The sequence below is a fragment of the Aeromonas media genome, from assembly GCF_020423125.1.
In the GTDB taxonomy this organism is placed as follows: domain Bacteria; phylum Pseudomonadota; class Gammaproteobacteria; order Enterobacterales; family Aeromonadaceae; genus Aeromonas; species Aeromonas media.
The window spans coordinates 4,472,501-4,491,055 of the sequence record NZ_CP075564.1; the positions used below are offsets into that span (position 1 = coordinate 4,472,501).

An 18,555-nucleotide genomic window follows, 5' to 3' on the forward strand; every position below is an offset into this window, starting at 1 on the left:
AGCCCCTGCCAGGCATAGAGCCGGATCAGCTGGTTGCGGGCGGCGGCATCATCCATCAGTTGACGGTCGATGGCGGTCTGCAACAGCGCCAGCGCCTGGTCTCCGCGCTTGGCGGAGAGGTTGAGCGATACAGCCTGTTGCCACCACTTGCTCTCTTTTGGTTCGTGGCGGATCAGCTCTTCTGCCTGCTCTGCCGCTGCGCCATAACGTTGCAGGGCGGTGAGGGCGGAGAGGCGAATGATCGCCGTCTGCTTGTGCCAACCTTTCTTCAGCAACTGCTCGCTCTGGCTGACCGCCTCGCCATATTGCTTGTTGTGGTAATAGAGGCCGGCCAGACGCAGACGCAAGGCATCGTCGGACTTGAGTGCCAGTGCCGCCTTGTAACTGGCGATGGCGCCTGACCAGTTGGATTGCTGGGCCTGGATATCCCCACGCAGACGCAGCAACTGGAGCTGCTGCTGCTCGGGCCACTCTTTATAGGCCAGCGCCTGCTCCACGTAGCGACTCGCCTGTGCGGTCTGCTGCAAGTTGGCCGCCAGTGAAGCCTGCAACTGGGCCAGCCAGGCACGCTCGGCATCGGAGCCAGGCTTGAGCCCGGTCGCCTTGTTCTGGGCCTGTTGCCACTGACCCGACTGATAGAGCTTCATCACGGGCTCCAGCTGACGGGAGAAATGAGGGCTCACTTCCATGGCCAGACAGGCTTGGCTGACCAGGGCCAGCAGGCAGATCCAGATCCGCAACATGGTTATGACTCCAATTTGAATTTGAGATTGATGGTTTGCACCAGCTTGTCGGTGGCACCCGGTCTTGGCTGGTAGCGCCACTTGCTGACGGCCTGAATCGCCGCCCGCTCGAACTGCCGCTTGGGTTTGGCGTCGATCACTTCCACATCCTGTACCCGCCCCTCGGCATCGACGCTAAAGCGCAGGGTCACCGAGCCTTCTATGCCGGCCTGCTGGGCCCGATAGGGATAGACGGGTTCGACCCGCTGCAAAGGGGTCAGCATGTCGCCGACCCCTATGCCCGCGCCCTGTGACTGACCATGGAAGCTGCCGCTCGCCACCGGGGTAGGGCTGGTTGCGACCCCGGGGGCAGATACCTGCACCGCGCTCAGGCTGGATACCAGATCCAGGCTGGGCTGCACCGAGGGCAGCGGCGCTGCCGCCGGCATGGGCATGGGCGTGGACGCCAGAGCGGCGGGAGGCTCCGGCAAGGGTTCCGGCTCCTGGGGTACCGGACGCTCGCGCACCTGCACCTCGTTCACCTCGGTCTGCATGTTGATGACAATGGATTTCTGCTCGGCGCTCGCCTTCTCCCCTCTGGGCGGCTCCACCAGCGTGGCCATAAACAGCAGGATCCCCAGGCTGAGAGCAATCCCCAGCCCCAGGCTCATCAGCTTGAACTTCATTTCGGCGCCACCGCCACGGCGATATTGGCGATGCCTGCCGCCTTGGCCTCATCCATCACCCGCACCACCTTGCCATGGGGCACCCGCTCATCGGCCTGGATCACCAGGCTGGCTTCGGGCTGCTCCGACAGCAGGCGGGCCAGACTGGCCTGCACCCGCTCCACATCCACCTGTTTGCGGTCGAGGAAGATCTGCCCTTGGGCGCCGATCGCCAGCATGATGCTGGAGGACTTCTGCGCCTTGGCCTGGCTCGCCTGGGGCCTGTGCACCTCTAGCCCGGCTTCCCGTACGAAGGAGGTGGTCACGATGAAGAAGATCAGCATGATGAACACGATATCCAGCATGGGGGTCATGTCGATCTGCACTTCATCACGCTGGCGTTTGGATTGCCGTCTCATTGCATTACCTTCTCTTCTCGCAGGCCGTCCCGGGTCTTGGCCAGCGCACGCTTGGCCTGGCTCTCGAGACGACTGAGTAACAACACGCCGGAGAGCGCCACCACCATGCCTGCCATGGTGGGGATGGTGGCGCGGGAGATCCCGCCCGCCATGCTCTCCGGGTTAAAGCGGTTGGCAGCGGCCAACGCATCGAATACGCCTATCATGCCGGTCACAGTGCCGAGCAGGCCCAGCATGGGGCAGAGCACCACCAGGGTGCGGATGAAGATGAGATGGCGGTTGAGCTCGAGCTCGGCCTCGGCCAGCCAGCGGCTGCGGATTGCCTTGGCATGCCAGCTGTGGCGCTCGCTGCGTCCCTGCCAGCGGCCGAACAGCTGCCGTTGCAGCGGGCCGAAGCCCAGGTTGAGGTAGAGCAACCGCTCGATCATCAGAATCCACATCAGCACCAGCAAGGCCAGAATGACCCAGAGCACGGGGCCGCCACGGCCCATGAAGCTCTGCAACTGTTGCCAGATGTCGACCATCATGCCACCCGCTCCATCCCGTCCCCGTTATTCTCGGCCCGTTCGGCCAGAATGCCGGCGACCTGCTGCTCCAGCACATTGGAGAGCTCGGTGAAACGGGATTGCAGCAGGCTGTGGGCCAGGATCAGCGGAATGGCGGCCACCAGCCCCTGAACCGTGGTGATCAGCGCCATGGAGATGCCGCCCGCCATGATCTTGGGATCGCCGGTACCGAACTGGGTGATGGCCTGGAAGGTGCCTATCATGCCGGTCACGGTGCCGAGCAGCCCCAGCATGGGGGCAATGGCCGCGATCACCTTGACCATGCCGATGCCACGCTCCATGCGAGGGGTCTCCTGCAGGATCGCCTCATCAAGACGCAGTTCGAGGGTCTCCATGCTCAGCTCCGGGTGTTTGTCCGCCACCGTCAGCACCCGACCGAGGGCGTTGTCGGCGTGGTATTCGCCGCTCTTGAGCTGGCGACGCACCAGGGTCAGTTCGCGGGAGAGGGTCCAGAGCCGTACGGCGGCAATGCCGAGGCCGATGGCGGCCAGCAGCACTATGATGGCGCCTACTTGGCCCCCTTGCTGGACTTGCTGCCAGAAGGTCGGTGCCTGGGCCTGCATCTCGAGCAGGACGCCGTGGGAGGGATCCAGCGGCAACGCCTCGCCTTCCTTGCCCTTATAGGCGGTCAGTTCGGACAGCAAGCCGCCGGGCAGTCCCAGTACTGGGATCAGCCCTTCGCCGCTCGGTTGCAGGAAGCCTTCGCTGCCAAACAGCGCGAAGCTGCCGACCCGGGTCAGCGCCTGCTCACTGGCCGTGCCCTGGGCATTGAGCACCTTGCCATCGAACTGGACAACCCGACCCGACTCGCGGATCTCCTGCAACAGGGTGGCGGGCAGCAGGGCGAGGGCGGCGCGATCCGGCACCTGCTTGTCCTGGGCCATGGCCTTCAAGGCTGTCAGGCGATCCGGATACTGGCCCTGCACCGAGGAGTCATCCAGCAGCTTGACCGCATCGCTGGCGCCCTGACGGGTCACCGCGAAGATCTCGTTCATGTCGCCGGAGGCCTGCTCCCAGCGGGTGTTGAGCTCGACCAGCTGCTTTTCATTGCTGGCAAACTGGCCGGCCAGCTCCTTGCTCAGGCGCTGAGCCTCGGCCAACCTGGCGCGGGCACTGTGCAATTCGGTGGAGACAGATGCGAGATCCTGCTGTGCCTGTTGCTCGCGGGCTTGTTCCTGCTGTTGCCACTCTTCATTGGCAACAGCCAGATGGGAGCAGAGGGAAAGGGTGATCAGAAGGGGGAACCATTTCATGACTGAGCCTCCTGGCTACGCGCGACAGACAGGGGCAGATGCAACAGTTGCGGGACTTTCTTGTCGGCCGCCATGTCCAGCGCATCGGCAAGGGGGGTGAGCCACTCGCTATCCAGCGGCAACCAGGTCTTGCTCTCGGCGGACCAGCGCCAGCCCTGGGTGCGATCGGCTGTCATGGCCAGCAGGGAGACGCGACCAAGCGCCAGCACATCGACCCGGCGCTCGGCACCATCCAGGGCCAGCTGGGCGGGATAGGCATCCATCCGGCTGCCGTATTCGGCCTCGATCTGGTAGGCCTGCAGCAACTGGTGGAACTTCTCCGCCTCGCTCACATCCGCCCTGGCCAGGGTCACCTTCAGCTGCTCGACCCGCGCCAGACGGTCCTCCTTGCGCAGGGGAATGTCATCCTGCACCAGCTGTTCCAGATCCGCCTGCATCTGTAATATCAGCGGGATCAGGCCCTGACGGGTCTCCTGCACCGCTTCCAGCTGTTGAGTCAGCTTGCCCAGCTCATTCTGCTGATCGGCCACCAGAGACTGCATGTAGCGGTTGTAGGCTTCCAGATCCCGCAGTTGCAACTGGGCATTTTGCAGCTCCAGCCGGGCGGCAACGGCGGCATCGGCCGCCTTTTCTACGCGCTGTTGGGAGGCTTTCCCATCCGCGATGCTGTTTTTCAGTGCGGGCGCGACCAGATCGTCTGCCGAGGCGACGAAATGAACGGCCAATGGCAACAAGGCCAGACCCCAGATCTTTTTCATGGTACACAATCTTAACAATGATAACTATTCTCATTGTCTCAAAGAGTCGTGCCACTGGCAATCAGATGATTTTCTTGGCCTGTGGCTGAAAAAACAGGATACTTTTTAGACAAGCACGGGAACAACTGGCGTTGGTAGTCACAACACCATTTTAAATAACTAAAAAATGTCTTTTCGATCAGGATGATAAGTGGTCGAAGAAGGAGACTTACATGTTTAACGATGCGATCTGGGAACACATAGATCGGTTCACCAAGGCCAAGAAGACCAGCGATATCCAGCAACAACTGGAGCGCTTCAGCCATCAGATGGGCTTTGATTACTTTCGGTTGCTGATCATTTTTCCCATCAGCATGCAGAAATCACACGTGGCCTTGTTCAACAACTGCCCGACCAGCTGGTTTGATGCCTACACGGAGCGGCACTACCTGACCCAGGATCCTGTGGTATTCCTGGGCCTGAAGCAGACCCAGCCCATCTTCTGGAACAAGCTCGACTGCGACTCCCCCTGGCTGCCCAGCGCCAGCCGGGAAGTGATGAACCTCGCCGCCGACTTTGGCGTGAGAAACGGTGTCTCCTTCCCGCTGCACACCCCTCAGGGGGAACACGGCATCCTCTCCTTCATCAGCAAGGAAAGGTCCAACTCTGACCTGATGTTTGAAAACGTTCCCATGCTGTCATTTTGTGCCAGCTACATCTTCAACGCGGCGCTGCAGCTGATAAAGAGCAGGCCAGACCTGATGAAGCATCTGGCCGAGCTGTCGGACCGGGAGAAGGAGTGCCTGTTCTGGGCCAGCGAGGGCAAGACCTCCTGGGAGATAGCCACCATACTCGGCATCAGCGAACGCACAGTGAACTTCCACCTCAATCAGGTCACCAACAAGACGGATTCGAAGAACCGCAACCAGGCGATCGCCAAGAGCATCTCCAGCGGCATCATAGTGCCCTCGCTGGACGACGTGACCATCACCAACCTGCGGCTGTCGTAACGGCAACCCCGCCAGCCAAACAAAAAGAGCCGCAACAGCGGCTCTTTTGTGGGATGCAAATAAAGTCTCATCCTAGATAGCAGAAAAACTGCCGCTTTTGGCCGTATTTTCGATCAAAACAGAAGCTAAAGTATCATCCTAAATCCGTGCCATAAAACTGCATGGGGCTAGATGCATGAAAATAAAGTTTCATCCTTATCTCGTAAGATCATGTGACTTTCTCACAAACCAAACTCATGGTTTGACGATGATCCTCTTCGAAGAGGGTCATCTTCCCTCGACGCGGCTCCTAGATAAATATATATCTCAAAGCCCCGTCATAACGCCCTGTCTAGGAGAATTGCCTGAACCAGCTTCCTCGATGCGATAGCCCATTGCGGCATAACCCTTAGCCCGTCGGCCAAACATTTTCTCCAGCATAGGATGGCCAATATCGATGTAGTCATACACTTGAACCTCGGCTTTACCATCACTCACTCTATGGATCCGTCCGACGTATTGCGCCAGGGTTCCTTTCCAAGAGATAGGCAGCACTAAAAACAGTGTGTCCAAGCGTGGTAAGTCAAATCCCTCACCGACATACTTGCCGGTAGCAATCACCACATCGACCTGTTCTAAACGCGCTTTCTCTTCCCGCATCTGGGATGCCTTCATACCGCCTTTTAATGTTGAGGTCTGGTAACCTAATGCCTCAAGACGCTTGCTCAGATCTTCTGCATGGCTACGGCGCTCTGTCAGCACGATAGGGCTTCGTCCCAGCTGAATGCTGCGTGTAATATCCGACACGATCCGTTCCGTCCTCGTCTCTTCCTCAATAAGCCATTTGAAGACGGCCGAAATATGAGGCTTGTGCTCCTTGTCCATCAATGCCGCCGGCGGCGTGGTGTTGACTATGCAGCGGTACAGCGTCTTCGCAAAATCTGCCTGTTCCTTCGCTCTCGCGTGGAAACGGATTGGGCCAGCCTGCATGAAGATGATTGGTTGGTGCCCATCCTGGCGCTGAGGTGTTGCCGTCACTCCCATGACATAACGAGGGCTGAGCTCACTCAGTAGATGTCCGTACCGGGGAGCCGACAAGTGATGGCACTCATCGACAATGACTTGACCATATTCGAACGCAAACGGCTTGATGATGTTGTCAGTGCGAGACAGCAAGCTTTGATACGTTGCCACATCGATTTGGCCGGTTGGCTTTGCCCGTCCCCCGAACACGACACCGATCTCCACATCAGCCAGAAATGACTGAAGCCGCTCCTGCCACTGCAACACCAGCTCCTTACTGTGCACTAACACCAAGGTATTGACCCGACGCTTGGCGATCATTCCTATCGCTGTGATGGTTTTCCCAAATGCCGTCGGCGCATGGAGGATCCCAACGTCCTGCTCTGCCAGCGTATTCACAGCCGATAACTGCTCTTTACGCAACGAACCTAGGAAACGGATCCCTTTCAATGGCGTGCCTTCGGTACGTTCATCACGCAGAACAGTGGTAATGTCTTGTCCTGCCAGCAACTCGAGCACCGCATCCTGCGTTCCTCGCGGTAAACTCAGGTAGTTTCCCTCCATCCTCGCACAGCAGATGTGGCGAGGGATCCCTGCGGTTGAAAACCGCAGGGCCTGTGTTTTAAAGAACTGAGGATTGGAAAATGTCGCCAGCCGCTTTAACCGCGCAATAAGCTGCGAAGGTAATGAGGCTATTGGCATATGGATCATGTTGGCCAAAACCAACTCGACTTGGCTAGGGAAGGTGCGAACAAGTCCCTGATATGAGATCATGTTTGTCATCTGGAGCCATGGAACAGGGTTCATCATGAGTCATCAACTTACCTTCGCCGACAGTGAATTCAGCAGTAAGCGCCGTCAGACCAGAAAAGAGATTTTCTTGTCCCGCATGGAGCAGATTCTGCCATGGCAAAACATGGTGGAAGTCATCGAGCCGTTTTATCCCAAAGCCGGTAATGGTCGTCGGCCCTATCCGCTGGAAACCATGCTGCGCATTCACTGCATGCAGCATTGGTACAACCTGAGCGATGGCGCGATGGAAGATGCTCTGTACGAAATCGCCTCCATGCGTCTGTTTGCGCGGTTATCCCTGGATAGCGCCTTGCCGGACCGCACCACCATCATGAATTTCCGCCACCTGCTGGAGCAGCATCAACTGGCCCGCCAATTGTTCAAGACCATCAATCGCTGGCTGGCCGAAGCAGGCGTCATGATGACTCAAGGCACCTTGGTCGATGCCACCATCATTGAGGCACCCAGCTCGACCAAGAACAAAGAGCAGCAACGCGATCCGCAGATGCATCAGACCAAGAAAGGCAATCAGTGGCACTTTGGCATGAAGGCCCACATTGGTGTCGATGCCAAGAGTGGCCTGACCCACAGCCTAGTCACCACCGCGGCCAACGAGCATGACCTCAATCAGCTGGGTAATCTGCTGCATGGAGAGGAGCAATTTGTCTCAGCCGATGCCGGCTACCAAGGGGCGCCACAGCGCGAGGAGCTGGCTGAGGTGGATGTGGACTGGCTGATCGCCGAGCGCCCCGGCAAGGTAAGAACCTTGAAACAGCATCCACGCAAGAACAAAACGGCCATCAACATCGAATACATGAAAGCCAGCATCCGGGCCAAGGTGGAGCACCCATTTCGCATCATCAAGCGACAGTTCGGCTTCGTGAAAGCCAGATACAAGGGGTTGCTGAAAAACGATAACCAACTGGCGATGTTATTCACGCTGGCCAACCTGTTTCGGGCGGACCAAATGATACGTCAGTGGGAGAGATCTCACTAAAAACTGGGAATAACGCCTTAAATGGCGAAGAAACGGTCTAAATAGGCTGATTCAAGGCATTTACGGGAGAAAAGATCGGCTCAAACTGAAAAAATGAAATGACTGAGTCAGCCGAGAAGAATTTCCCCGCTTATTCGCACCTTCCCTAGCCTATCCGCTCCTTCCCCGCCGGTTTGAGCAGTGGTGTTATGCGACAGGAATAAGGAAGAGGCTGCATGGAATTCGTGCCTCTGTGCTCGCCTGAACAGGATAGGTGAATCAACAAGCACACAACCGTGGACTGGGCAGATGTCCACGCCCTGAACCTGCCAGCTTCGCCGCCAATACGGCTCCCCAAATTTTGCCACCATATCCTCGATACAAAGCGGGCAGTACCGCAACCAATCGGGCCATTTGACCCGTGCAGTCGAGGCACCAGCTAGGCCTATAACTACGGGCATGTCTGGAGCCAGCATGGCCTGGATAAGTCTTTGTCGGCGCTCCTGCGGGATAAAAGGCGAATAAAGCGGAAATAGGGTGTGGTTGACTACCAGATCACCTGCATTCAAGCCCGTGTTGCTCGCTAGGCTTTCCAAATGGCTGGGCAGGTCGGTAATTGCTGCTACTTTGGTATCACCGAACAGCTCCCTCAATAGGCTCTTATGGCAGTCAACCCCCAAATGAACCCGGCAGCGGGCGATGGCGCTATAGAGGAGCTCATCTGGATAAAGTCTGGGGAAATACATGTCAGCTCGCCTTGCCCAACAACGCCTGCAGGTCGAACACCAGACCAACCTCTTTGATCTTGCCATAAACCTCGCCTTCAGGTCCGCAGGTAAAGCATCGCCGCAAGTCGTCGTGAGGTAACTGACCCCATTCAGTCCGCTTCACTCTGGAGAATCCAGAAGTTTTGGGTTTGTCTTGAACTTGGTAGGAGGTCGCCTTGTGGATCAATACTGCCAAAGGAATATCGGGATTCTCGGCCAGCAGCTCATCAGCCATGGGGATGGCAATATCCTTGGGGATCTCAAGTCCCTCGAGCAAGGCCGCCAGCTTTTTTGCCCTGTCGTCGGCTGATGGTGCCAATGGTTTGGATTCTGTAATTCTGTCCAATGACTGTGTAAGGGAGATCAGCTTGCCTTCTATTTCTGGCATCAGAAGGTCATCGTACTTGGCGATAAGTTCCGGCCTGTTGCTCCGCAATGCTGCCAGCATGGGATGAACCGGCTTGAACTCATCCTCGTAGACTTTGCGCAGCAACATTGGCTTGATACATTCAGCACCCGTCACGATGGCCCGGATCTGCGCCAGTGCAAACAACTTGATGACGATATCCATGACCCCCTGAGTGAGCTCATACATGGTCGCCTCAAGCTCATCGTCCAAGGGGTAGGTATTTCGCACCCACTGATACTTCCAAAGCCGTTTCAAGAGCCGTTTCCATTGATCGTCTCTTGGCAGCCTATCCCAGCGGACGCTGCCCAAGCCGGTGATACGTCGAGCAGCCCTGAACGTGCGCTGGAAGAACTTGCTGGCCCTGTGTGTGCCCACCTGAATGATGGGCACTCCTATGGTGTTGACCAAAGATACGAAGAAATTGTGCATCTTCTCAGCCCCGCCAGACCTAGCCTCGTTGAGGTTCTGAACCTCATCGATGATCAATACTCCAAGAGCATGAAGATTGGCGATCTGGCACATGCTGGCCAGCAGGCGCTTGGTTCCCAGTTTCTTACGACCATGACTTCGGCTGTAATGAGTACCCAACACCCTATCTACTTGGTTGAAAAAGCTCAGGCAAAGCTCGTCTAGATCGCCATCAATGGGGCAGTCTACTTTCAGGTAGGTCAGCTGGGTGATGTTGTAGTCGAGATGATGGAGGGCTTGGGGGTACATTCCCAAAATCCGCTCTAGGGTACGGGTCTTGCCGCAACCAGAGCAGCCGAACAGAGACAGACTGCTTGCCGTCGAAGATACACTCTGGTAGACAGCAGCATCTAAATCCTCTTCCTCCACACGACGGTAACCATTTTGGAGGTGAGAATACCAAGCACCATTGGCAGGGTTCCGACCAATGTAACCTTGACGGATCATCAGGCTGATCTTGGCTTCCAGCTCAAGGTGGTGGGTCAGAGGCTGAAAGAAACCATGCAGCAGGCGGGCGATGGCATGGGCCCTGAGCCTCCCATCAAGGAATGCCTCCTGAGGATCGAAGCTAGGCACAGCCTGGAGTTGGGTAACCACCTCTTGCAGATCAGGTATGGGTGGCAAGGCGCTGATAAGCGGGTTGTCCTGATATTCCGGCAGTTGCTGCTCAAGGTATTGGGCCAAGGGGATGGTACCGCTGCGGATCTCGTCAGTCATGGTCCCCCTCCCCAAAGATTAGGACGCCAAGATCTGGATAAGCATAGTCGTCTGGTTTCTCCCCCCTCAGCGGGATCACATCGGCTGGCTTACCTGACTGTACTCTCGCTGGCCTAAAGGCCCCTTGGCGACGCTCATGGCGCTTTTCATTCTGCTTGTTCTCGCGGATCTGGGTTCCCAGGTCCTTCTTGGTCATGCCGGTTTTGATGGGACTGGCATCTTCCGCAAAAGCAGCGATGGCCTCGATCTTCTCGAGTAGCCTGCCCCTTTCCTTCATCCCCTCCATAGCAGCGTTAGCATCACTTCTGCGCTCCTCCTTGGATAGCAGCCAGACATCCCAGAAGGTCATCCCCCGGAAGCGCCTACTGCGATCGGCTAGATCACAAATCCAGTACTCTTTGAGGCTGTTGGAGGGGCGAATGTAGATGTGGTCTGCGCTGCGCGGATCGTAGGCAACCAGCACCTTTTCGGGTCTATGACCTTGCCCCCGGTGGAACCAGCCAGATTTCAGAGCCTCATGGCTGGTGTAGAAGCAACCAAATAGCCTTATGCCTAACTCTGAGACTGTGGCTTGTTCATGGGGCAGCAAGTTGATGCGAACCAGATCCTGAGGTGCGACCCGTAACCGGCCCGTCAGGTTACTCAGCCCCCAATGCCACAACCTAGCTGGTATAGCGGGCAGATCGCCGGGCATACCGGCAGTCCTGTCGTATTTACTTAAGACGTGGAAGTTGTTGTGCCAAAGGACACCAGCGATGATGCTCCTAGTGAATTCTGACAGTGTCAGGCTAGCGTCGAGTCTGTAGTCATGGCCACCGCGCTTGCGGCTGATTTGGCCCTCGACCACACCGCTGATGTAGGGCTTAAAACGTTCCTGCACCGTCCTGAACTGGCGCTCTACAATACCCTTGGCATCCCCACGCCTGGCTGGTGCATTCTCAACGCGAACTCCGAAGGATTCGGCGAACACCTCAACTTTGGTTCCGTTCAGTTCGCCTTTGTCCGCCAGCACCACATCAGGCAAGCCCTGCACAGGCCAATCTCCAGCTTCAATATCCACGCCATACTGGCGGCAATATTCCACCTTGTCGGCAGTGGTATTAGCTAGGGCCACCATGGCACTAATCCAAGATGGCCCCTCAAACCCGATGTACATGCCCGTCACCATCCGGCTAAACACATCGATTACCATGTAAACAACAGGTCTGCCGACGATCAGACTGCGATCGTGTTCCGATATCAGGTAGATGTCAGCAATGGTGGCGTCTATCTGGTAGCGGTAACCAGGTCCCAGAGCCTCTGTCGTCGATGTCCCCCTGATCGGCTTGATGTCCTTGGCGAAATCTACCGCAGATGTCTGGCGCTCCAAGGTCTCGGTGAAGTGGTACTCACGTTTGTAGAAGTAACGGAATTGCTCCAGTGTCGGCAGATCATGTGTCGGTAAGCCGGGAAACATGACACCGAGCGGGTTCAGGCTGGCTGCGTAGACGTCTGGAATCGAAGGATGTTTTTCCTTAAGCAGTCGCTCCTCTATGACGCGCCTGAAAATACGCTCTATCTCGGGAGTCACATTACTTCCCTGTCCATCCCTGACTGCCCTAGGCCGCCCCAGCTTGGCCTGGTCAGGTTTGCGTCTCTTGCCACGGCCTCCCGAATTGGAGTAATCCGGTAGTAAGGCATTCTTGCACATGCCCCGTTGCCAGTAGCGCCGCAGAAGCCGGTACACCGTCTGCTTGGTGATACCGTGGCGCTCCATTATGCCCTTGACGATTTCCCCTCTGGGTTGGCGCTCAAACAGGCCTGTGTCACAAACTGCCTCTGCCAGCATCTCCCAGGCAGAATCGCGCTTTTGCTGGTCACTTGACCCTTCCTCGACCTCCCGAAGGATGACATCCAAAAAAGGATCATCGATACGTCTCAGCTCCCCGGCTATAAGCAGCCTCTCCAGCTCTGCAACTGAAACCGTTTCTGGAAATGCCAAGCTCGACTCAATATCTATCCAGATGGCCTGCTCTGCGTTACACCAGAGCAAACGTCTGCGTACCTCGCCCATCTGGATCACCAAGTTAACCGGGAACATGGCGTATCTCCTGCTGTTCTTGATGGGGATTGACGAATAAATCACCCGGCTTGAGCTCCCTGTAAAGTTTGCTTATATCGAAGAGAAAATAGTGGCGAGCGAGCAACTGACGCAACCAATAGAGTGCCAGTCCTGGTTCAAGCTTGTAAGCCACATCTAGGCTCTGAGCAATGCTCGTTAGAGTCTTATCTGGATGGCGTTGGAACTCGCACAGGAACAAGTTGTAATAGCGTTCGAGGTCGTTGAGGACAATATCTTCCTCGGTCTGGGCGGGATAGAGCCACTGGATGTTGGCAAATGCCGTCCGGGAGATCTCCCTCTCGGTGACAATGGCCCAGGAGATCTCTTTCTCTTCCCAGTAACGCCTTTCGAGCTCTAGGCGCTCGATGACTTCAGGTTTCTTGAGGTCTGCGCTGTATTTTGCTTGGAGCGCCATAGCCGGGCGCGTGGGATCATCGAAGTCCACCAGAAAGTCGGAACTAAGCACCTGCGGGATCCCCTGAAACTTGCCGTGTGGAAGCCCATAAGTTTCAGCAAGGCGGACGGTGTCCTCGACCCGAAGGGGAAATTGCTCCCGGATATCGATGACCTTGGGAGACCAATCCAGAGTGAGGAAGACGGCGAGTTCTAAGTCGGAAAGGAGGTGGTGCATACGTCGGCATTTATTGCCGAACAGGCGGTGGGAACGCCCCAGAGAAGATACATCCCTAGTGTAGATGAACGGCTTGTAGTCAGATCCTCGGCCTTGACCGCGCCCCTCCTTCAGCCTTCTATCGATCTGAGCCTGAGTCAGGCCCTTGAATGTTCCAGCCATAAAAAAGCCAACGTCCTAGTTGATACCATCAACATAGCGCACGCTGGCTTAGGATGAAACTCTATTTTCAAGGATGAAACTTTATTTTCATGGATGATACTTTATTTTCATCCCACATCTTTTTTCATGTCTGACAACGGCTTATTCCACGGTGACGGATTTCGCCAGGTTGCGCGGCTGATCCACGTCGGTGCCCTTGATGAGGGCGACGTGGTAGGAGAGCAGTTGCAACGGCACCGTATAGACGATGGGGGCAATCATCTCTTCCACGTGATTCAGGCTCATCACCCGCATGGTCTCGTCGCTCTTGAAGCCAGCGTCCGCATCGGCGAACACATAGAGGATACCGCCACGGGCGCGCACCTCTTCCACGTTGGACTTGAGCTTCTCCAGCAGATCGTTGTTCGGCGCCACGACGATGATGGGCATCTCGGCATCGATCAGGGCCAGCGGGCCGTGCTTGAGCTCACCTGCGGCATAGGCCTCGGCGTGGATGTAGGAGATCTCCTTGAGTTTGAGCGCCCCCTCCATGGCGATGGGGTACTGGCTGCCACGGCCGAGGAACAGGCTGTGGTGCTTGTCGGCAAACTCTTCGGCCAGGGCTTCAATATCCTTGGCCAGCGCCAGGCTCTCCTTGATGCGTAGCGGCAGGGCTTGCAGCGCCTTGACCAGCTCGGCCTCGGCGGCGGCGCTCAGGTTGCCGCGACAGTGACCGACGGAGGCCACCAGCATCAGCAGGCCGGCCAGCTGGGTGGTGAAGGCCTTGGTGGAGGCGACGCCAATCTCGGCACCGGCCCGGGTCATGAAGGCCAGGTCGGATTCGCGCACCAGGGAGGAGCCCGGCACGTTGCAGATGGCCAGGGAGCTCATGTAGCCGGACTCCTTGGCCAGGCGCAGGGCCGCCAGGGTGTCTGCGGTCTCGCCGCTCTGGGACAGGGTCACCAGCAGGCTGTTGGGGCGCACCACGGACTTGCGATAGCGGAACTCGGAGGCAATCTCCACGTCGCAGGAGACGCCGGCTATCTCTTCAAACCAGTAGCGGGCAACCATGCCGGAGTTGTAGGAAGTACCGCAAGCCACGATCTGGACGTGCTCCACCTTGTCGAAGATGGCGCGGGCGCCGTTGCCGAACGACTCGACCACCACGTGATCGTTGCCCAGACGGCCTTCCAATGTGTTGGTGATGGCCTTGGGCTGCTCGTAGATCTCTTTGAGCATGTAGTGGCGGTACTCGCCCTTGTCACCTGCGTCGTGGGAGAGCTCGGACTCCAGTTCCTCGCGTACCACGGCGTTGCCATTGGTATCGAAGACGTGCACGTCGCGACGGGTCACCTCGGCCACGTCTCCCTCTTCAAGGAAGATGAAGCGGCGGGTCACCGGCAGCAGGGCCATCTGGTCGGAGGCGATGAAGTTCTCGCCGATGCCGCGGCCAATCACCAGGGGGGAGCCGGAACGGGCTACCACCACGCGGCTGTCGTCACGGCTGTCCATCACCACTGTGCCATAGGCACCGCGCAACTGCTTCACCGTGACTTGCATGGCCGCCAGCAGGCTGGGGGCGGATTTCAGCTCGTGGTGAACCAGGTGGGCGATCACCTCGGTGTCGGTGTCGGAACTGAACTCGTAGCCCATGCCTTGCAGCTGGCTGCGTAGCTCTTCGTGGTTCTCTATGATGCCGTTGTGCACTACGACTATGTGCTCGGAGACGTGGGGGTGCGCATTGCGCTCGGAGGGCTCGCCGTGGGTCGCCCAGCGGGTGTGGGCAATGCCGGTGCCGCCATGGACGGACTGCTCTTCCAGCGCCTTGGCCAGCTCGGCCACCTTGCCCAGACGGCGCACTCGCTGCAGCGGCCGATCGGCGCTGAACACCGCCACACCGGCGGAGTCATAGCCGCGGTATTCCAGACGGCGCAGGCCTTCTACCAGGATTTCAGCCACATCACGTTGGGCGACGGCCCCGACGATGCCACACATAGACTTCTCCTCAAGAGGTAAAAACGGAAATTCGTTTGGATAGTTGGATGTTTGGGTTAAACCGCCACGGGAGCACAAATCAGCGCGATCCCCCTGGCCTGGATCTGTGCTCTGGCCTCGCTGGCCAGCCCCTCGTCGGTCACCAGGGTATGGATGCTCGACCAGGGCAGTTCGAGATTGGGGATCTTGCGGCCAATCTTCTCCGACTCGACCATGACGATGACCTCGCGGGACACCTCGGCCATCACCCTGGAGAGGCCCACCAGCTCGTTGAAGGTGGTGGTACCCCGCTCCGGGTCTATGCCGTCGGCGCCGATGAACAGCTGGTCGAAGTCATAGGAGCGCAGCACCTGCTCCGCCACCTGCCCCTGGAAGGATTCGGAGTGGGGATCCCAGGTGCCGCCGGTCATCAACAAGGTAGGCTCGTTTTCCAGCTCGCGCAGGGCGCCGGCCACGTTGAGGGAGTTGGTCATCACGATGAGCCCGCGCTTGCTGCCCAGCATGGGGATCATGGCGCTGGTGGTGCTGCCGCTGTCGATGATGACGCGGTTGTGATCGCGGATGCGCTCGGCGGCGGCACGGGCGATGGCCAGCTTTCGTTTCGAAACTTGATCCGGATTGCTGTCCACCACCATCTCGCTCGGCAGGGGCACGGCACCACCGTAACGACGCAGCAGCAGACCGCCAGTCTCTAGCACGGCCAGATCCTTGCGGATGGTCACTTCCGAGGTGGAGAAGTGCTTGGCCAGGGCATCGACACTGACTTCGCCCTGTTCCTGCACCAGGGTCACTATGGTGTGACGGCGCTGTTGAGTGTTGCGTTTGGTCATCTTAAAGTTTCGATTCGAAAGAGTGGCGAAATATTAATACCTTTTTGGGAAAAATCAAACGGCAAATAGGATCCGATTTGGTTCGATGCCAGAATGGTCAGGCCGATTTGTGACGAGGACGCCATGCAAAAACGAGTCATCTGGCTGGTGGAAGATGAGGCCAGCATCGCCGACACCCTGATCTATGCCCTGCAGACCGATGGTTTCGAGGTGGAGTGGTTTCCCCTCGGGCAGCCGTTGCTGGCGCGACTGGAACGGTCGCGCCCGGATTTTCTGATCCTGGATGTGGGGTTGCCGGACATCAGCGGCTTCGAGCTGTGCAAGCAGGTGCGGGCCCTGACCGACACTCCCCTGATGTTTCTCACCGCCCGCAGCGAGGAGATAGACAGGTTGATCGGGCTGGAGATAGGGGCCGACGACTACGTGGCCAAGCCGTTCTCGCCGCGGGAAGTGTGCGCCAGGGTGAGGGTGATACTGCGCCGCAGCCAGCCGAGCGCCCCCCAGCCCAGCGCTCTGCTGGCACTGGACGAGGAGCGGGCCCGCATCTGCTTCCACGGTCAGCCTCTCACCCTCACCCGCTACGAATACCTGCTGCTCAAGACTCTCATGCAGGCGCCGGGCCGGGTCTACTCCCGCCAGCAGCTGATGGATCTGGTGTGGAGCGGGGCCGAAGAGAGCCTGGATCGCACCGTCGACACCCACATCAAGACCCTGCGCGCCAAGCTGCGGGAGCGGGACTCCGAGGCCAATCTGATCCTGACCCACCGCGGGCTGGGCTACAGCCTGGAATTGGCATGAACTCAGGGTTGCCGGGCACCGGCCGGGGGATGAGATGAGAATCGGATTGCAACTGCTGTGCGGCCTGGTGCTCATCTTCGCCCTGGCCGCCTGGTTCGTGCTGGAGATCTTCGTCGAGGAGATCAAACCCGGGGTGCGCAGCGCCACCGAGGATACCCTGGTGGACATGGCCCAGTTGCTGGCCCCCCTGGCCCTGGACGATCTGCAGGAGGGGAAGATGGCGGATGGCCGGCTGGCCAGCGCCTTCTCCCGCCTCAACCAGAGCCCCATCAACGCCCTGATCGACGGACACCTCAAACAGCAGGCGGAGTACCGCATCTATGTGGTCGACGCCAAGGGCAAGGTGGTCTATGACTCGGACGGGGTGGATCTGGGCAAGGACTATTCCCGCTGGAACGACGTCTACCGCACCTTGCGCGGCGAATACGGCGCCCGCAGCACCCGCAGCGATCCGGACGATCCCGCCAGCTCGGTGATGCACGTTGCCGCCCCCCTGCGCGAGGGGGAGGAGATCCTGGGCTCTCTCACGGTTGCCAAGCCCAACCGCACCCTGCTGCCCATGATAGAGCGCAGCGAGCACCAGCTATTGCAGGGGGCCGCCCTGCTGCTGTTCATCTCATTGCTCATCGGCACCCTGCTGGTGTGGTGGCTCAACCGCGCCATCGGCAAGCTGGTGCACTACGCCGATGCGGTCAGCCAGGGCCAGCCCGCCAGTCTGCCAAGGCTCCACAGCCCCGAGCTGGACCGGCTCGGTCGATCCCTCGAGACCATGCGCCGCCAGCTGGATGGCAAGGCCTATATCGAAGCCTATGTGCACAGCCTGACCCACGAGCTCAAAAGCCCGCTGGCCGCCATCCGCGGGGCAGGGGAGATCCTCGCCGAGGCACCGCCACCCGAGGTGGCGCGGCGCTTTATTGGCAACATCAATCTGGAGACGGCCCGCATGCAGCAGCTGATCGAGCGTATGCTGCAGCTCGCGCGCCTCGAATCGGGGCCGGGGCTGGACAGACAGGCCACAGCCCCTGCCACGCTGGGCAGGCGGGCGCTCGATGCCCGCCAGATAGTCGCTGTCCGTCGTCAGGTGGCCCTGGGGGCAGAGCTAGCCGACGCCCCCAGGCAGAAGTGGGATCCCCTGCTGGTGGAGCAGGCGCTGGGCAACCTGCTGGACAACGCTCTCGACTTCTCACCCGCCGGGGGTCACATCCGGCTGAGCGGCGCCATGGAGGAGGGGGGGTACTGCTTCCGGGTACGGGATCAGGGGCCAGGTATTCCGGACTACGCGCTGCCACGCATCTTCGAGCGCTTCTACTCCCTGCCCAGGCCCGACAAGGGCAAGAGCAGCGGCCTGGGGCTCAGCTTTGCCGCCGAGGTGGCCCGCCAGCACGGCGGTCGGTTGACCCTGGGCAACCAGCCGGAAGGCGGCGTGCTGGCCGAGCTCTGGCTGCCTGCCGGCCAGAAGACTTCACACTGAACACACAGAGCCGGGCTAAGCTGCGCCTCCTCGGATAGGGTCCTGCCCGGACCCGTCTACCCGCGTTCTGATGAATCAAGGAGAT

General features: G+C 58.7%; 17 protein-coding genes (1 of these 17 running past the window's edge). 4 read left to right on the forward strand and 13 right to left on the reverse strand.

The annotated features are described in order from the left end of the window. The 6 genes in view from KI797_RS20685 to KI797_RS20710 are tightly spaced (at most 2 nt apart) and all read right to left on the reverse strand, a layout consistent with a single transcriptional unit that may run on beyond the window. Positions 1 to 743, reverse strand: the 5' portion of a protein-coding gene (locus KI797_RS20685; RefSeq protein ID WP_226170872.1) for a tetratricopeptide repeat protein. Its footprint begins 436 nt before the window's first position; 743 of the gene's 1,179 nt are visible here — the first part of the coding sequence; its start codon is at positions 741 to 743; its stop codon lies off the left edge, out of view. 2 nt (positions 744 to 745) lie between these two features. Next, positions 746 to 1,408, reverse strand: coding sequence for an energy transducer TonB (locus tag KI797_RS20690; protein ID WP_005326221.1), 663 nt, complete (start codon positions 1,406 to 1,408; stop codon positions 746 to 748). After that, positions 1,405 to 1,806 (reverse strand): ExbD/TolR family protein, encoded by a 402-nt coding sequence (locus tag KI797_RS20695; protein WP_005326222.1) that lies wholly within the window; start codon positions 1,804 to 1,806, stop codon positions 1,405 to 1,407. The genes KI797_RS20690 and KI797_RS20695 overlap by 4 nt, the downstream gene beginning before the upstream one ends. Continuing rightward, positions 1,803 to 2,333, reverse strand: coding sequence for a MotA/TolQ/ExbB proton channel family protein (locus KI797_RS20700; protein WP_025328851.1), 531 nt, complete (start codon positions 2,331 to 2,333; stop codon positions 1,803 to 1,805). The genes KI797_RS20695 and KI797_RS20700 overlap by 4 nt, the downstream gene beginning before the upstream one ends. Next, entirely contained in the window at positions 2,330 to 3,625 is a 1,296-nt protein-coding gene (locus KI797_RS20705) for a MotA/TolQ/ExbB proton channel family protein (protein ID WP_226170874.1), read from the reverse strand. Before KI797_RS20705 ends, KI797_RS20700 begins: the two co-directional genes overlap by 4 nt. Further along, entirely contained in the window at positions 3,622 to 4,383 is a 762-nt protein-coding gene (locus tag KI797_RS20710) for a DUF3450 domain-containing protein (RefSeq protein ID WP_226170876.1), read from the reverse strand. The genes KI797_RS20705 and KI797_RS20710 overlap by 4 nt, the downstream gene beginning before the upstream one ends. A 212-nt stretch (positions 4,384 to 4,595) precedes the next feature. Between KI797_RS20710 and KI797_RS20715 the strand changes: the two genes are divergently transcribed. Further along, positions 4,596 to 5,372, forward strand: coding sequence for a LuxR family transcriptional regulator (locus KI797_RS20715; protein WP_005326226.1), 777 nt, complete (start codon positions 4,596 to 4,598; stop codon positions 5,370 to 5,372). A 306-nt stretch (positions 5,373 to 5,678) separates the two neighbouring features. Here the strand turns inward: KI797_RS20715 and KI797_RS21180 are convergent, their stop codons facing one another. After that, entirely contained in the window at positions 5,679 to 7,148 is a 1,470-nt protein-coding gene (locus KI797_RS21180) for a DEAD/DEAH box helicase (protein ID WP_226170878.1), read from the reverse strand. 34 nt (positions 7,149 to 7,182) lie between these two features. Between KI797_RS21180 and KI797_RS20725 the strand changes: the two genes are divergently transcribed. Then, the gene (locus tag KI797_RS20725; RefSeq protein WP_026141915.1) at positions 7,183 to 8,163 is read left to right on the forward strand and encodes an IS5-like element IS5 family transposase; all 981 of its coding nucleotides are present in this window, start codon (positions 7,183 to 7,185) and stop codon (positions 8,161 to 8,163) included. A gap of 107 nt (positions 8,164 to 8,270) precedes the next feature. On the opposite strand, the gene KI797_RS20730 is transcribed toward KI797_RS20725, so the two are convergent. The 6 genes from KI797_RS20730 to KI797_RS20755 all read right to left on the reverse strand — a co-directional run bounded on the left by KI797_RS20730 (position 8,271) and on the right by KI797_RS20755 (position 16,201). Next, positions 8,271 to 8,954: a TniQ family protein gene (locus tag KI797_RS20730; protein ID WP_319003236.1), complete on the reverse strand. Its 684-nt coding sequence runs from the start codon at positions 8,952 to 8,954 to the stop codon at positions 8,271 to 8,273. Continuing rightward, positions 8,890 to 10,503 (reverse strand): ATP-binding protein, encoded by a 1,614-nt coding sequence (locus KI797_RS20735; RefSeq protein WP_226170882.1) that lies wholly within the window; start codon positions 10,501 to 10,503, stop codon positions 8,890 to 8,892. The genes KI797_RS20730 and KI797_RS20735 overlap by 65 nt, the downstream gene beginning before the upstream one ends. Then, positions 10,496 to 12,583, reverse strand: coding sequence for a Mu transposase C-terminal domain-containing protein (locus KI797_RS20740; protein WP_226170884.1), 2,088 nt, complete (start codon positions 12,581 to 12,583; stop codon positions 10,496 to 10,498). Before KI797_RS20740 ends, KI797_RS20735 begins: the two co-directional genes overlap by 8 nt. Beyond that, on the reverse strand, positions 12,570 to 13,397 hold the full coding sequence (locus tag KI797_RS20745; RefSeq protein WP_226170886.1) for a TnsA endonuclease C-terminal domain-containing protein: 828 nt from the start codon (positions 13,395 to 13,397) through the stop codon (positions 12,570 to 12,572). The genes KI797_RS20740 and KI797_RS20745 overlap by 14 nt, the downstream gene beginning before the upstream one ends. A 141-nt stretch (positions 13,398 to 13,538) precedes the next feature. Next, positions 13,539 to 15,371, reverse strand: a complete 1,833-nt coding sequence (glmS, locus tag KI797_RS20750; RefSeq protein ID WP_161507790.1) for a glutamine--fructose-6-phosphate transaminase (isomerizing) — start codon at positions 15,369 to 15,371, stop codon at positions 13,539 to 13,541. A 56-nt stretch (positions 15,372 to 15,427) separates the two neighbouring features. Further along, a complete protein-coding gene (locus KI797_RS20755; protein WP_042650286.1) occupies positions 15,428 to 16,201 on the reverse strand; it encodes a DeoR/GlpR family DNA-binding transcription regulator in 774 nt (257 codons plus the stop codon). A gap of 123 nt (positions 16,202 to 16,324) precedes the next feature. Between KI797_RS20755 and blrA the strand changes: the two genes are divergently transcribed. Further along, on the forward strand, positions 16,325 to 16,999 hold the full coding sequence (gene blrA / locus KI797_RS20760; protein WP_161507791.1) for a beta-lactam response regulator transcription factor BlrA: 675 nt from the start codon (positions 16,325 to 16,327) through the stop codon (positions 16,997 to 16,999). Positions 17,000 to 17,033: 34 nt separating this feature from the next. After that, the gene (gene blrB / locus KI797_RS20765; protein WP_226170889.1) at positions 17,034 to 18,470 is read left to right on the forward strand and encodes a beta-lactam sensor histidine kinase BlrB; all 1,437 of its coding nucleotides are present in this window, start codon (positions 17,034 to 17,036) and stop codon (positions 18,468 to 18,470) included. Positions 18,471 to 18,555: the final 85 nt, after the last annotated feature.

What these genes read in the sequence shown, in the direction of transcription:
- KI797_RS21180 (WP_226170878.1), bottom strand. Translation starts at nt 7,148, where the DNA reads ATGATCTCATATCAGGGACTTGTTCGCACCTTCCCTAGCCAAGTCGAG.
- blrB (WP_226170889.1), top strand. Translation starts at nt 17,034, where the DNA reads ATGAGAATCGGATTGCAACTGCTGTGCGGCCTGGTGCTCATCTTCGCC.
- KI797_RS20755 (WP_042650286.1), bottom strand. Translation starts at nt 16,201, where the DNA reads ATGACCAAACGCAACACTCAACAGCGCCGTCACACCATAGTGACCCTG.
- KI797_RS20715 (WP_005326226.1), top strand. Translation starts at nt 4,596, where the DNA reads ATGTTTAACGATGCGATCTGGGAACACATAGATCGGTTCACCAAGGCC.
- KI797_RS20730 (WP_319003236.1), bottom strand. Translation starts at nt 8,954, where the DNA reads ATGGCAAGATCAAAGAGGTTGGTCTGGTGTTCGACCTGCAGGCGTTGT.
- KI797_RS20710 (WP_226170876.1), bottom strand. Translation starts at nt 4,383, where the DNA reads ATGAAAAAGATCTGGGGTCTGGCCTTGTTGCCATTGGCCGTTCATTTC.
- KI797_RS20695 (WP_005326222.1), bottom strand. Translation starts at nt 1,806, where the DNA reads ATGAGACGGCAATCCAAACGCCAGCGTGATGAAGTGCAGATCGACATG.
- glmS (WP_161507790.1), bottom strand. Translation starts at nt 15,371, where the DNA reads ATGTGTGGCATCGTCGGGGCCGTCGCCCAACGTGATGTGGCTGAAATC.
- KI797_RS20740 (WP_226170884.1), bottom strand. Translation starts at nt 12,583, where the DNA reads ATGTTCCCGGTTAACTTGGTGATCCAGATGGGCGAGGTACGCAGACGT.
- KI797_RS20745 (WP_226170886.1), bottom strand. Translation starts at nt 13,397, where the DNA reads ATGGCTGGAACATTCAAGGGCCTGACTCAGGCTCAGATCGATAGAAGG.
- KI797_RS20705 (WP_226170874.1), bottom strand. Translation starts at nt 3,625, where the DNA reads ATGAAATGGTTCCCCCTTCTGATCACCCTTTCCCTCTGCTCCCATCTG.
- KI797_RS20725 (WP_026141915.1), top strand. Translation starts at nt 7,183, where the DNA reads ATGAGTCATCAACTTACCTTCGCCGACAGTGAATTCAGCAGTAAGCGC.
- blrA (WP_161507791.1), top strand. Translation starts at nt 16,325, where the DNA reads ATGCAAAAACGAGTCATCTGGCTGGTGGAAGATGAGGCCAGCATCGCC.
- KI797_RS20735 (WP_226170882.1), bottom strand. Translation starts at nt 10,503, where the DNA reads ATGACTGACGAGATCCGCAGCGGTACCATCCCCTTGGCCCAATACCTT.
- KI797_RS20700 (WP_025328851.1), bottom strand. Translation starts at nt 2,333, where the DNA reads ATGATGGTCGACATCTGGCAACAGTTGCAGAGCTTCATGGGCCGTGGC.
- KI797_RS20690 (WP_005326221.1), bottom strand. Translation starts at nt 1,408, where the DNA reads ATGAAGTTCAAGCTGATGAGCCTGGGGCTGGGGATTGCTCTCAGCCTG.